12 protein-coding genes and 1 tRNA gene are annotated in these 13,629 nt (G+C 41.7%); 5 read left to right on the top strand and 8 right to left on the bottom strand.

Annotated features, from left to right (window positions below):
• Positions 1 to 22 precede the first annotated feature (22 nt).
• From NQ508_RS00645 to NQ508_RS00625, 5 genes are all read right to left on the bottom strand, one after another.
• Entirely contained in the window at positions 23 to 448 is a 426-nt protein-coding gene (locus NQ508_RS00645; RefSeq protein WP_000323895.1) for an RNA polymerase sigma factor, read from the bottom strand.
• A 94-nt stretch (positions 449 to 542) separates the two neighbouring features.
• The gene (locus tag NQ508_RS00640) at positions 543 to 1,052 is read right to left on the bottom strand and encodes a sigma-70 family RNA polymerase sigma factor (RefSeq protein WP_105116765.1); all 510 of its coding nucleotides are present in this window, start codon (positions 1,050 to 1,052) and stop codon (positions 543 to 545) included.
• A gap of 489 nt (positions 1,053 to 1,541) precedes the next feature.
• Positions 1,542 to 1,712 carry a cysteine-rich KTR domain-containing protein gene (locus tag NQ508_RS00635; RefSeq protein ID WP_004614788.1) on the bottom strand — a complete coding sequence of 57 codons (171 nt, stop codon included), beginning with the start codon at positions 1,710 to 1,712 and terminating at the stop codon, positions 1,542 to 1,544.
• Positions 1,713 to 1,766: 54 nt separating this feature from the next.
• The gene (gene tet(O) / locus NQ508_RS00630) at positions 1,767 to 3,686 is read right to left on the bottom strand and encodes a tetracycline resistance ribosomal protection protein Tet(O) (RefSeq protein WP_006427719.1); all 1,920 of its coding nucleotides are present in this window, start codon (positions 3,684 to 3,686) and stop codon (positions 1,767 to 1,769) included.
• 371 nt (positions 3,687 to 4,057) lie between these two features.
• Positions 4,058 to 4,432 (bottom strand): TnpV protein, encoded by a 375-nt coding sequence (locus NQ508_RS00625; RefSeq protein ID WP_001129922.1) that lies wholly within the window; start codon positions 4,430 to 4,432, stop codon positions 4,058 to 4,060.
• 33 nt (positions 4,433 to 4,465) lie between these two features.
• On the opposite strand from NQ508_RS00625, the gene NQ508_RS00620 reads away from it, so the two are divergent.
• From NQ508_RS00620 to NQ508_RS00600, 5 genes are all read left to right on the top strand, one after another.
• Positions 4,466 to 5,143, top strand: a complete 678-nt coding sequence (locus NQ508_RS00620; RefSeq protein WP_006427720.1) for an AraC family transcriptional regulator — start codon at positions 4,466 to 4,468, stop codon at positions 5,141 to 5,143.
• Positions 5,144 to 5,480: 337 nt separating this feature from the next.
• Positions 5,481 to 6,620, top strand: coding sequence for a PucR family transcriptional regulator (locus NQ508_RS00615; protein ID WP_006427723.1), 1,140 nt, complete (start codon positions 5,481 to 5,483; stop codon positions 6,618 to 6,620).
• A 108-nt stretch (positions 6,621 to 6,728) separates the two neighbouring features.
• A complete protein-coding gene (locus tag NQ508_RS00610) occupies positions 6,729 to 7,367 on the top strand; it encodes a lactate utilization protein (protein ID WP_006427724.1) in 639 nt (212 codons plus the stop codon).
• Between the two features lie 60 nt (positions 7,368 to 7,427).
• Positions 7,428 to 7,498: transfer RNA gene (locus NQ508_RS00605), tRNA-Cys, on the top strand.
• Positions 7,499 to 7,560: 62 nt separating this feature from the next.
• Positions 7,561 to 9,858 (top strand): DNA topoisomerase III, encoded by a 2,298-nt coding sequence (locus NQ508_RS00600; protein ID WP_006427725.1) that lies wholly within the window; start codon positions 7,561 to 7,563, stop codon positions 9,856 to 9,858.
• A gap of 65 nt (positions 9,859 to 9,923) precedes the next feature.
• On the opposite strand, the gene NQ508_RS00595 is transcribed toward NQ508_RS00600, so the two are convergent.
• From NQ508_RS00595 to NQ508_RS00585, 3 genes are read right to left on the bottom strand one after another with little or no spacing between them, the layout of a single operon-like run.
• On the bottom strand, positions 9,924 to 11,405 hold the full coding sequence (locus tag NQ508_RS00595; RefSeq protein WP_006427726.1) for a glycoside hydrolase family 32 protein: 1,482 nt from the start codon (positions 11,403 to 11,405) through the stop codon (positions 9,924 to 9,926).
• An 18-nt stretch (positions 11,406 to 11,423) separates the two neighbouring features.
• Complete coding sequence (locus tag NQ508_RS00590) at positions 11,424 to 12,767, bottom strand: glycoside hydrolase family 172 protein (protein WP_006427727.1); 1,344 nt, start codon at positions 12,765 to 12,767, stop codon at positions 11,424 to 11,426.
• A 31-nt stretch (positions 12,768 to 12,798) separates the two neighbouring features.
• Positions 12,799 to 13,629, bottom strand: a complete 831-nt coding sequence (locus NQ508_RS00585; protein ID WP_006427728.1) for a carbohydrate ABC transporter permease — start codon at positions 13,627 to 13,629, stop codon at positions 12,799 to 12,801.

Genomic DNA, 13,629 nt, shown 5'->3' with positions numbered 1-13,629 from the left:
GGATGGCAGGCTGTTTTAGAAGCTATAAAATTTTCCGCAGCTTCTTCCGCAGATGGTCTAACCTCGCATAGATGGCACCAGTCGTCAAATGCACAAGCGGGGCAATCTCCTTTGTGGAATACCCCTGCATTTTCAGCAGGACGATTTTCAAGGTACGCCCGTCCACCGTGACTAATACTTGATAGAGATTTTCGCTCTCAATCTCTTCCAGTAACTCCGCAACCGTACCCACTTCCGCCTGCCGCTCCCTGCCTGCCATGTCCTCAAGATATTCCGCAACGTCATTCGTCCATCGGTAAAACCGCCTGTTGGAATTGAAGTCTGCCCTGTCCGCCATGCGTATCTGCTCAATGGTCGCTTCATCAACGCCGCACTCACGCAGCAGCTTTTCCTCCGCTTCTTTCCAGATACGCCATTTCCTGTCCTCCCGTCCGTGGTTGTATGCCATTCTTACTTCCTCCAATCAGAATTGATTGAGAGGGCAGAGAAAAGCCCCCTCATCTTCCCAAAGGAAAAAACAAGGGGGCTGAACGCCTTAAATTTTAATTTTCTATTATCTTTCTTAGTTTTATTAGGATTCTGGCTTTGCGTTTGTTTACAACGCTCTGGGTTATGCCCAACCTCGCCCCGACTTCACGCTCGGAAAGTCCGTCAAAAAAGATTGCCTGTATCAGCTCCTGTTCACTATCCGACAGCAAAGGCAGGGCGGCTTTCAGCCTGTCCACCATGACCGCATTGACAACGGTTTCTGCAATGTCCACCGCTTCATCAGTGATAAAGTCCAGAGGATTCCCCTCGCTGTCCGTAAATCCGTCGAGAGATAGCAGTCTATTCTTTGTATCTAATTTTTGCAGATAACGCCACCGTTCCTTGTCACGGTAGAAGTCTGTGTATTGCTCCCTCACGACTTCAAGCAGACAGCCTTGAATGGGGATAAACAGCTTGTCCATATAGGTCTGGTCGGATTCCCTGCAACGGCAGAACTCCGTGTAGGATAATTCCACATAGCCGCCACTTTCTCTGATATATACCTTTCTTGGTGCATATTTCACCATAAATACCTCCCATCTGAATTTTTGAAATGTAAAAAATCCAGATGGAGAGGCGGAGAACGACACCGCATATCAGAAACAGCCCTACGGCACTTTCCAACAAAAATCGACAAAAGAAAAACCGCAAAGGCTCTGTGACCTTTACGGTTATAGGAAATAGTAATTCTATTGTATGGAGATTGTACTTCTACTTTCAAGGTGAGAAGTACCGTTGCACTGGCAGAAATTTTTTTAACTGGTTTCCTGCCGTTCTCTGATATGCTATGTATTGATAAATTTTGCTTCGTATGAGCAGATAGATAACTGCCCGAAAAAAGGACATAAAAAAATCCCTCCAAATTTAAAAACAAATTCAGAGGGTAATTTAGGGTATAACAAAATAACCCACCCGAATATCGTTTTTTTATTTGGTGAGTTTGTTCTTTCAAATACGAAACAAAAAGAGCCGATGATTCGTGAATTGTTCCACAATTTCATCGGCTCTGCGTCTTAAGCGTCTGGCTCTTTGATGACAGTTATCTTCAAGTTGTCAACTTTAATCAATCTTTCTTGTCTGCATTTTGGACAATAAAGGGGATAATTCTCCAAAACAGTGTCCTTCCTAATTTTATTACGGGTTTTGCTCCCACAAACAGGACACAATATCCATTCGCATTTCATCATAATTAGTCTCTAATCCTTTCAAATCTCATTTTATATGACTTTTGCAAGCTGTTAAGCTAACTTGTGGAACATATGCCGAACCTTATCTATACGGCTATTCGGGCGGCGGGGTTGGCAAATAAATTTACCAATAGCTGGCTGGTATCCTTTTAACTCTGTCAAGCAGACTCCCTGCCCATTTGTGAAATAAGTTAAATCGTTCCTGTATTCTTGAATACATCTAGCAGGGATTTCTCCTTTCAGAATGACCTCGTCATTCTTTATCTGAGTACTTACAATATCTGCACAATACCTTGGAGCATCATGATACGCCCGTGAGAGATATTCCTGCGGTGCATAAATTTCAAAGTGGAGATATGGCTCTAATAGTTCTGTCCCTGCTTTTTTTAAAGCCTGCTCCAATACGATAGGGGAAAGCAGCCGAAAGTCTGCGGGGGTACTTACAGGACTATAATACAATCCATATTCAAAACAGATTTTACAGTCTGTCACTTTCCATCCATACAGCCCCTGCTCGCAGCCATAAAGAACCCCCTCCATAACCGCATTTTGGAACGATTGATTTAAATATCCAAGTGAAACTCTGCTTTCATACTGCACTCCGCTTCCAATAGGGAGCGGCTCTATGGACAACCCGACAGAAGCCCAGAAAGGATTTGGCGGGACTTCTATGTGGATGGTATATTCTGCTTTTCTAAGCGGTCTTTCCATATATATAACAGTAGGCTCTTTTATTTCTGCCTCCACATGATATTTTTCCTCAAGGATGGCACAAATGACTTCCATCTGCACATTCCCCAAAAAAGATAACATAATCTCATGTGTAACAGTATCAATGTCAAAATGCAAAAGAGGGTCTGTATCAGCAATCTCTGCGAGGGCATTTAACAGGGCTTCCCTTTGCTCCGGCTTTTGCGGCTCTACCGTTGTCCGAAGTAATGGCATGGGATTATCAATCCATGTTTTGTGAGGCAGGAGTTTTTCATTTCCCAGAATGTCGTTCAGTTTCAAAGTATCATCAGCTAAAATAACAATTTCTCCCGGACAGGCATGGTCAGCCGGGACGATTTCACCGTTTGTCGGAACACACATCTCTGTGATTTTTATTTTCTCTTTTTCAGATATTCTAATAACATCCCTCAAATGCAATGTTCCGCTATATATACGCACATAAACAAAACGCCGCCTTTTCTCTGAATATTCAATCTTAAAAACCTGCCCGCATAGTTCAGATTGACCTTCAGGCGTTGATGAATAAAATTTACTGGCAATTACTTCTATAAGCTGCCGAATCCCCAGATTGTTTTTAGCGCTTCCGTGATAAACGGGAAATAACGTTCCGTTTTGGAATCTCCTGTTTTCTTCCTGTTCCAGTTCTGACATTTTAAACGGTTTCCCTGACATATATTTCTCTAATAGTTCATCGTTTCCCATAATTACCGCATCCCACTGTTCCATATCGTCATTGTCCGTTACATTTATATGGGGATGCTGCCCAACCTTTTGCTTCACTATAATTTCCGAAGAAAGCTTTGCTTTCATTTCCCGATATACCATTGGCAAATCAATCCCCTCTTGGTCAATTTTATTGATGAAAAAAATTGTCGGAATCTTCATTATCTGTAGTGCATGAAACAGTATACGGGTCTGTGCCTGTATGCCATCCTTTGCAGAAACTAATAATACTGCTCCGTCTAATACGGATAAAGAACGGTATACTTCCGCCAAAAAATCCATATGGCCTGGCGTATCTATAATGTTGACTTTTACATCCTCCCACTGAAAAGATGTCACTGCTGTCTGGATAGTGATTCCCCTTTGACGCTCCAAATTCATTGTATCTGTCCTTGTTGTGCCTTCATCTACGCTCCCTAGTTCTGCAATTGCACCACTGGTATACAATAAACTTTCCGTTAATGTTGTCTTTCCTGCGTCAACGTGAGCCAGAATGCCTAAGTTAATTATTTTCATGTGATTTTCCTCCTATCAACACCCAAAAAAGGGCATAAAAATACCCAGTGATAAATACTCCTATCACTGGGTAAATAACTCCAATAGCCCCAAAACACTTATATGTTTTCGGGCATATAAAATTACATGATAAAAGTATTCTTAAACTGGGTACAAAAAACTAAGCCCCATATTAAAATAAAAGTGAAACGGGACTGCTACTTTTTGTTCCCACTATCAAATTGACAGTTTATTTAAGAATACCTTGCCGCATATTTATTAACTCCTTGTATAATACTGAATCTAATTATATTCCTTAACCCTTTATTTGTCAAGCTGACAAACTAAAGCAGAAAAAGCGGCAGGATTTCCCCCTGCCACTAATCATCTGTTTATGCAAAAATAATTTCCTTTTCCACAATCTCCCTCGCACAAGCCCTTATGTTATTGAGGCATCCTGTCCATTCTAAGGCGTTTTCTGCCTTTAGCTGTTCCGTTATGCCCTGTGCCTGTTTCATACCCTCTATGAGCCTTTCAAAGCGTTCCTGTGCCTGTCTGTTGATGTCGGCAAGGTAGGCGTTTAGCCTGCCGCTTGTAAGAAGATTGGTGTATGTAACTTTACGGTACTGTTTTAGATAATCTAAATGCCGTTGCCCCCAGATGCCTATTGCCTGTTCTTCTTCGGCGGGTACAGTTAAGCACGGTATCAAATAATCCCCTTGCCTTTCGTATTTGCCGCCCAGTTCCTCAAATAATGATTTTGCCATTGTCTGTTACCTCCACATTCTTTTTTATTTTGAATGTCCGCAAAATCCGTCCTACATCAGATGGTCTTCTATCAGGCCGATAAGGAAGACCCCTGGACATATTCGTGGGTCGGTTTCAATGGTAAACTTGCACCATATTTCATGCATCGTCTTGGATTCGGTTACCCCTCACTTACCAAGGAACTTTCTACAGAAGTCTTTGAAGAGATTAAAGATCTCCTCGATATTCTGATTTCCATAAAAAATAACAATACAAAAAATGATCTGTATACGAATGGAATCCTTCTTCTCCTTCTTTCAAAAGTCGGTACATTTATCGAAGATTCCAAAGAACTTCCAGAAAGAAAAAGTCGTCAAAATTCGGAAAGTCATGTCCAACGGGCAATTTCCATTGTAGAAGATTTCTACGGACGGGATCTGACTGTTCAATATATTGCAGACAAACTGGGCCTGAATCGCTCCTATCTCTCAGAGATTTTTTCAAAGCAGATGGGTGTTCCATTAAAAAAATATATACTGGATTTTCGCATCACCCAGAGTGAAGAATTTCTTTTCACCTCTGACTGGTCTGTAGACTATATCAGTCAGATCTGTGGATTCAATTCTCCTTCTTACTTTTCAAAAATATTTAAAGAATATCATGGAATATCTCCTACTGAATATCGAAAGAGCCGTCACAAACGTGAACACCAGACCGTTCTGGTGAAATGAGCAATCAATAGTTGATGTGTACAGATTTTTTCACTACCTGGTAGATTTGGACTTTAATCCATTAGAACCTACATCATCAAACGCATTACAGGAAAAGGCTCTCTGGCATTTGCCAGAGAGCCTTTTCTTTTAAAAATCTAGAGAATGGATTTTTTTAGAAGCACATTTTTCGGGGTTGAATATTCATTCTTTTGTACTTCTCATACAATATATCACATAAAATTTACTATGAATATAGTTTTAATCGACAGATTTTATTCTATAAATTGTGCGTCACACACAATTATGATAAAATATATCTATATTCTGATCAACACATATCAGGAGGATCACACTTATGGCAATTAAATTACAATCCCTGTATGAAGCAATTAACAACCAATTCGATGTCATCCTTCATACCAATAGTTTTTTCAATAAAGAAGTAACCTGGATCCATACCGTCGAACAGGGTGAATTCTCCCATCTGCTCCACGGTGATGAACTGATCTTTAACTCAGGTCTGAATTTTACCTCTCAGGACTGGCTGAAAGAGTTCTTAAAGTCATTGAAAGATGCACACGCCAGCGGACTGATCATCTCTGTAAAATCGCGTCCTGCATTTTCCCAGGAGATTATCGACTATTGCAATGAAATACAGCTTCCGCTGTTCTCCACTTCCTGGGACACTCCGTTCATTGATATCATGCGGATCTTTTCTGAGATTCTGTTAAAAAACGAACACCGTGAAACCAGTCTTGCCGCTGCTTTGAAAAATGCGATCTATTACCCCGAGAATGAAGACTCCTATCTGAATCCTCTGGAAAGCAATGGATTCTTCCGCGACATGAACTATACCATCCTCATGATCAGCTGCCACACTTATGACAGTGATTCCGGTAATTCTTACCTGGAACAGCTGGAAAAGAAGATCCGTTATTTCATGTCTAAAGGGATCGTATATGAAGAAGGGAAGCATCTGATCGTATTGTTTGCCGGTGAATCTGTAAACGATATATCTCAGAAGCTCTACGATGTCTGTCAGAATAACTCCGATGTCTATGTCGGGATCGGAACTACGGTCTCGCAGCTTACAGACATTCACCGCTCTTACGAGACCGCATTTACCGCCTATCAGCTCACCAAAACTGCTCTCCCGAAGAACTTCCTTGAGTACGATAAGCTTGGTGTATACAAACTTCTGGCCGATATCCACAATCAATCGCTGACAGCGGATTTCCTGAACTCCACACTTGGCCCGATTCTTGACTATGACGCTGTGCATCATACCGATTATCTGCATATCCTGGAAGTCTACTTTGATCATGACTGTAGTATCATCCATACCGCAGATGCACTTTATTGTCATAAGAATACGCTGTCGTATAAACTGAATAAGATAAAAGAACTTCTGGATTATGATATCCTGACCAATGAGAACCGGACAAACATCATGCTTTCTTTTTATATTTTAAGACTGGAAAAGCGCAGTATATAAATGTTCATTTTCTCATCTTCTGCGTTATTTCAAAGACTGCAGACCTGAATCTGTGTTATAATTTCAAGTAGAAATATCTAAACAACATAAACGTGGGAGGAATTCATTATGGATCAGAATCGAATTAAACGAAACCAGATGTTAGGCGCAAAGATTGTAAAAGAACTTACAGCCCGCAACATGGAAGCTTATTATACAGACTCCAAAGAAGAGGCTCTGAAGAAAGCATTGGAATTAATCCCGGAAGGAAGCAGCATCTCCTGGGGCGGTTCCATGTCTGTCAATGAGATCGGCTTAAAAGAAGCTGTCTGTCAGGGAAATTATCATGTATACAACCGCGATACCGCACCGACACCGGAAGATAAGCGCAAGATCGAGCTTGCGGCATATGATTGTGATTACTTCCTGACCAGTGCAAATGCGATCACGGAAGATGGAATTATGATCAATATCGACGGACATTCCAACCGTGTATCCTCTATCGCTGCCGGACCACGGAATGTGTTGATGATCATCGGAATGAATAAAGTTACACGCGATGTAGATTCTGCCATGTCCCGTGCAAGAAATGAAGCCGCTCCGATCAACGCACAGCGTTTCAACCTGAGCACTCCTTGTTGCAAAACAGGTGCCTGTTTCGACTGCAAAACACCGGATACGATCTGCTGTCAGATCCTGATCACCAGATATTCCAAGACACCGCAGCGCATCAAAGTCATTCTGGTAAATGAAGATCTCGGATTTTAACATACAGATTTTCTTGACTTCATCTTACGTATTTGTTATACTTAACAGTACGTAAGGCATGGCGCCATAGCCAAGTGGTAAGGCAAAGGTCTGCAACACCTCTATCACCAGTTCAAATCTGGTTGGCGCCTCTTATATAACCTCGGAAACATCATGTTTTCGGGGTTTTTCTATATCTGAAAGGAGTATATATATGAAATCACTCGTACTGGCTGAAAAGCCATCTGTTGCCCGCGATATCGCCCGTGTTCTCGGCTGTCACAAGAACATTTCCGGTGCGATCGAAGGCAGCAATTATATCGTCACCTGGGCACTCGGCCATCTGGTCACTTTAGCAGACCCGGAAGAATATGATAAAAAGTTCAAAGCCTGGGATATGTCTTATCTCCCGATGGTTCCAAAGAAATGGGAGCTCGTCGTGATCAAACAGACATCCAAACAATACCATAATGTAAAGACACAGCTTTTCCGGAAAGATGTCTCTGAGATCATCATTGCCACCGATGCCGGACGTGAGGGAGAACTGGTTGCCCGCTGGATCCTGGACAAATCCGGCTGTCATAAGCCGATCCGCCGTCTGTGGATCTCCTCTGTTACCGATAAAGCGATCAAAGAAGGGTTTGCCCACTTGAAGGATGGTCGTGCCTACAACGACTTATATCATGCCGCAAGAAGCCGCGCAGAGGCAGACTGGCTGGTCGGGATCAATGCCACCCGTGCACTGACCTGCAAGTATAACGCCCAGCTCTCCTGCGGACGTGTACAGACACCGACACTTGCCATGATCGCACACCGCGAACAGCAGATCCGTTCATTTAAACCGGAAGATTATTATGGACTGCGTTGTACAACTTCTGTTACCGGTGGTTCTGTCGGCACTATGGCTTCTATCGTCACATGGACATGGCAGCAAAAGAAAAGCGGTTCCCTGCGCTCCTTTAACAAAGACCTGATAACCGGCCTTGATAAAAAATTAAAGAACCAGACACTTACCGTGACGGATGTGCATACCTCATCCAAGCGGACACCTTCCCCGGGCCTCTATGATCTGACGGAATTACAGCGCGATGCCAATAAGCGCTTTGGCTTCTCCGCAAAGGAGACATTGAATATCATGCAGAGTCTGTACGAACACCACAAAGTCCTCACCTATCCAAGAACAGACTCCCGCTATATCGGTACGGACATTGTGCCAACGATCAAAGAACGCCTGAAAGCCTGCAATATCGGACCTTATAAGAAATATATTCCGGAACTCTTAAAGAAACCGCTTAAGACAAGCAAAGCCTTCGTAGATGATAAAAAAGTCAGCGACCATCATGCGATCATCCCGACGGAAGAATATGTCCAGATGGAACATATGTCGAACAATGAACGCAAGATCTATGATCTGGTCGTACGCCGTTTTATCAGCGTCCTCTATCCGGCATTTGAATATGAGCAGACTACACTAAAAGCTGAAGCCGCAGGTGAAACATTTACTGCAAAAGGAAAGGTCATCAAAGCCGCCGGATGGAAGGCCGTATATGCCGATGCTGCATCTTCCGGTTCCTCTGCTTCACAATATGATGCTTACGGGGATTATGAAGATTCTGAAGATTTTGGAGAAGATTTCCAAAATAATGATATGTACTTAAAGGCTTCAGAGCAGGCACTTCCTGTTCTCCACAAAGGCGACACCCTGACTGTCACACGCACGAATATCACAAGCGGTAAGACCAAAGCTCCCGCCCGTTTTACAGAAGCGACACTTCTGTCCGCCATGGAGAATCCGGTACGTTATATGTCTTCTGATGATAATAAGATGAAAAAAACTCTCGGTGAAACCGGCGGACTCGGAACCGTAGCGACAAGAGCCGATATCATTGAAAAATTGTTCCACTCTTTCCTGCTGGAAAAGAAGGGAAATGAGATTCTTCTGACATCCAAAGGAAAACAGCTTCTGGAATTAGTCCCGGAAGATTTGAAAAAACCGGAGCTTACCGCTTCCTGGGAAATGGAACTTGCCAAGATTGCCAAAGGAGCACACAAAGAACAGGTATTTATCAAAGATATCGAAAGCTACACCAAAGAATTAATTCAGGATATCAAGACTTCCGACGGAACTTTCCGTCACGATAACCTGACTAATACAAAATGCCCGCACTGCGGCAAGCGTATGCTCTCTGTCAAAGGCAAGAACTCCCGTATGCTGGTCTGCCAAGACCGTGAATGCGGCTACCGCGAGACGATCGCACGCACCAGCAATGCAAGATGTCCGAACTGTCACAAGAAGATGGAACTGATCAAAAAGGGGGACAGTGAGACATTTGTATGCTCCTGCGGCTACAAAGAGAAGCTGGAAGCATTCAAGAACCGTCGTGCCAAAGAAGGTGCCGGCGTATCTAAGCGCGATGTCCAGAAATATCTGAAGAAACAGCAGCAGCAAAATGACGAACCGGTGAATAACGCATTTGCACAGGCACTGGCGGGACTTAAGTTAGATAAATAATATGCAAAAAGGAATAACAAACCTTTGCTAATCTGGTTTGTTATTCCTTTTCAGAGAGAGAATAATTATTTCATTGTCTTTTCAAGTTCCCATGACCGAATGCTTTCAATCATCAGATCTCCACCAATTGCTTTCATTTCATTTTTCTGATCATCATCCACATTATATATATTACAAGAAAAATTATTCTGATACTCATTGCTGAATATTTCTAATGAAATTTTGTCAGAATAAATATGAATATCCAGATGCTCTTTGCCCATTAAATTCAATGGACATCTTGCGACTCCTTTACTCCAGCCATCGGAATTATTACGGTCAAAATATGCTTCCGCTCTCTTCAGATCAAATAGGATCTCTGTCTTCTTTCCCTGAGACATTCTTAAGTTCAGCCTAATCTTGTCTGCAGTTGATTTTTTCAGATTTATCCGCATTTCCGTTTCATAAACACAGCCACTCCGAAGTTCTTTTTTCTCGTCTTCTTTTATCAGAATGTCCGCTTCTTCCTGCTTATTCTTCCGGAGATCCTGTAATTCTTTTACAGGAATAAACTTTAATGTATTATCTTCTGCTAATACCGCCTCTCTCGGAATGTTAAAGAATCCGCACCAGCCTTCTTGATATGTCGGACCCCAGTCTTTCCAAAATGGCATCCAATCCCATGCATTCGCCCATCCTACCAGAATCCTTCTGCCATCCGGTGCCAGGAATGACTGTGGTGCATAATAATCAAATCCCCAGTCAATTTCCCCTGAAATTGTATAGAAAAATTTTCCGGTATCATAGTCAAAATCTCCCACCAGATAAACACTGGTGCGCTCTTTTCCTCCCATCGGAGAGAACATCAACACATATTTATCTCCTACCGGATAAAAATCCGGGCACTCCCACATATAGCCCCATTCGCCTCTGCTCTCTGCAAGGACATTGACAAATTCCCAGTGGAACATATCTGTCGATTTATACAGTCTTGCCTGTGCAAATCCATTTTTGCTTGCTCCACAGACTACATAATAGGTATCATCATGTTTCCATACTTTCGGATCCCTGAACAGATCTGTTGGAACACCTTCCGGTGCTGTGATCACCGGGTTCCCTTCATATTTTTCAAAGTGGATCCCGTCTTCACTATATGCGATACACTGTGCCTGTTCAAACCCCTTTCCATTATTACAGGTTCCTGTATAGATCAGGAATAACTTTCCATCATGTTCAATCGCACTGCCGGAGAAGCATCCCCCCTTCAAATGATCATCATATACTTCACTTGGTGCAAGCGCTAATGGCAGATACTCCCAATGAATCATATCTTCACTGACAGCATGTCCCCAGTGCATACAGTCCCAAAATCCGGAATATGGATTATATTGATAGAAAAAGTGATACTTTCCTTTAAAATATATCAACCCATTTGGGTCATTGATCCATCCGGTTTCTGCCATAAAATGATAGTCCTGACGAAATTTTCCCTGCTGTACGGTTTCTCTTTTTGCTTCAATTTCTTTCTGGGCTTTTTCTATTCTTTCAATCATCAGTTCTTTTGACATATTGTGCCTCCGATATTATTACTTATATTCTTCACGAAGCTTCTTTGCAAATTCAGTATTAAGCTTTGATTCCCGGCGGGCCTTATTTTCTTTAATTCTGAACTGTTCTTCTCTTGCAGGCTTATACTCTTCCCAGCGTTTTGCCCATGATTCTCTCGCTGCTTTCATTTCTTCTGTTAATTCCGGCATCTGAAGATTGCGTTCTGGAAGTACCGGTACATTTGGAATTCTCTCTTCTACAGGAAGAATCGTAATTGGTTTTGCTGTTGGCAGTGTCTGATACCAGTATGCTGTTGAACTCCAGTCATCTGACAGATGGTTCGCATGTCCATGTTCAATCGTAACTTTCAAATGTTTCTCAAATCTTACTGGATCTGTAATGTGAAAACGGTAAGATACCTGGAATCCATCTGTATCGCTTTCATGTACAATAGTTCCAAAGAATGGATATGCATTTTTCTGCATTCCCCATGCATGGTTGAAATAATCCTCTGTTCCTGTACCATTTAATGACGGGTATTCCTCTCCATCAATGAAGAACATATCATTTCCTTCTCCCCACCAGCTTCCCTGGTAGTGTTTTACAGTAAGGTTACATCCTACATAATGTCCCGTTCCTTCTACGTCAAGCACCGTATAGTTATTCTCACCTTTAAAATTGGTTACATTATTAACTTCCGGACAGTTTGTCTGAAGGTCTGGTCCCCAGCCCTGACAAGGATTTTCTCTGTGCCAGCTTGCATGGAAATATGCTGTATTCTCATCCAGTGGCTCTTTATACATTTCATAGTCAATATTGAAATATAAAATAAATGGAAGTTCGTTTTCATTTACAATCTCAATTTTTGCTTTTTTATTAAAAGGCATTGGGAAATAGCATGACACAGAACAAGGAGCTCCATATCTTCCTGCTTCTTCTGGTTTCAGCGAAACATTAAATGGCAGCGAAGAAAAATTGCCCGGATAACTGTTACCAATACAGAAGAAATCTCCCAATGGTGCAAGTACACTTGGTGTATCCTGATCATCCCATGTAATCTTGATCAGAACTTTTCTATAATAGAATGGATCATAATCATCCCAGATAACTCCAAGTGCCGGATGAATCTCCATAACCGGAGCTGCTGAAGCATTTAATACCGGATCAAGAATACTTGGTGCTACTACTTTTCTGCAGGAAGAAGTCATCCAGATATGTGTGATACATCCAGGTCCTTCCACTTCTCCAAGAGAGATTGTCTCACCTGCCGGGATTTCCCAATAATCCTGATTCTTACCTCTCTGATCCCAGCTGGCAAGTCTTCCGTTTCTGGCTTTTTTTACAGTTGTCAAATCTTTAAATAATCCTGATACATTGCTCATAATATAAGTCTCCTTTTCTTTTTGTTAATAATTATCCTTTCACAGCTCCCGCTGTCATACCCTCTACAATATTCTTCTGGAATAATCCATAGAAGATCAGTTCCGGAACAATAATCATAAGACTGGATGCTACAATTCCACCATAATCTACCGTATAATTTCCTTTGAAGAATGAAGCTCCCATAGAAAGTGTATAATCAGATACATCTTTCAGCATTACAGATGCATACGGATATTCATTCCATATGTATAACACGTTAAAAATGACAATTGTTGCAATAACCGGCTTTGCCATTGGCAAAATAACTTTCACCATCAGCTGCCAGATGTTACAGCCATCTATTACAGCCGCTTCGTCAATTTCCGTAGGAAGCTGTTTCAAATATGCTGTCAGAAGAAGCGTATTGAATGAAATCGAACTTGCTGCATATGGAAAAATCAATGCCCATTTTCCTTTCAACCCGAAAAAGATATTAATCTTATATACCGGGAACAATAAAATAAATGGTGAAACAGATAATCCCAAAATCAAAAATCCATACAATAAACTCTTTGCCTTCGGATGCTTAAATTCCATTCTTGCAATTACAAAAGAGCTGCAGAATGTAATAATAAGTTCCAACACAACAGATAATATACATACAACAAAAGTGTTCGCATATAATTGTGGAAAGTTTAATGTTTCCAATGCATGTTTGAAGTTGTCGAGATTAAATGCCTTCGGCATTGCCAATGGATTAGACATGATCTCTGAACTTGATTTGAACGAAAGCAATACCATCCATAAAAATGGAAATACAACAATCGCTGTTATAATGATCATCGCAGCATACATTGCAATTTTCTTTCTTTTCGGTACCAT

The sequence above is a fragment of the Dorea longicatena genome, assembly GCF_025150085.1.
Classification (GTDB): Bacteria; Bacillota; Clostridia; order Lachnospirales; family Lachnospiraceae; genus Dorea_A; species Dorea_A longicatena.
This window is presented reverse-complemented; position numbering and strand designations above follow the sequence as displayed.

What these genes read in the sequence shown, in the direction of transcription:
- NQ508_RS00615 (WP_006427723.1), top strand. Translation starts at nt 5,481, where the DNA reads ATGGCAATTAAATTACAATCCCTGTATGAAGCAATTAACAACCAATTC.
- NQ508_RS00645 (WP_000323895.1), bottom strand. Translation starts at nt 448, where the DNA reads ATGGCATACAACCACGGACGGGAGGACAGGAAATGGCGTATCTGGAAA.
- NQ508_RS00620 (WP_006427720.1), top strand. Translation starts at nt 4,466, where the DNA reads ATGTCCGCAAAATCCGTCCTACATCAGATGGTCTTCTATCAGGCCGAT.
- NQ508_RS00635 (WP_004614788.1), bottom strand. Translation starts at nt 1,712, where the DNA reads ATGAAATGCGAATGGATATTGTGTCCTGTTTGTGGGAGCAAAACCCGT.
- NQ508_RS00625 (WP_001129922.1), bottom strand. Translation starts at nt 4,432, where the DNA reads ATGGCAAAATCATTATTTGAGGAACTGGGCGGCAAATACGAAAGGCAA.
- NQ508_RS00595 (WP_006427726.1), bottom strand. Translation starts at nt 11,405, where the DNA reads ATGTCAAAAGAACTGATGATTGAAAGAATAGAAAAAGCCCAGAAAGAA.
- NQ508_RS00610 (WP_006427724.1), top strand. Translation starts at nt 6,729, where the DNA reads ATGGATCAGAATCGAATTAAACGAAACCAGATGTTAGGCGCAAAGATT.
- NQ508_RS00590 (WP_006427727.1), bottom strand. Translation starts at nt 12,767, where the DNA reads ATGAGCAATGTATCAGGATTATTTAAAGATTTGACAACTGTAAAAAAA.
- NQ508_RS00600 (WP_006427725.1), top strand. Translation starts at nt 7,561, where the DNA reads ATGAAATCACTCGTACTGGCTGAAAAGCCATCTGTTGCCCGCGATATC.
- NQ508_RS00585 (WP_006427728.1), bottom strand. Translation starts at nt 13,629, where the DNA reads ATGGTACCGAAAAGAAAGAAAATTGCAATGTATGCTGCGATGATCATT.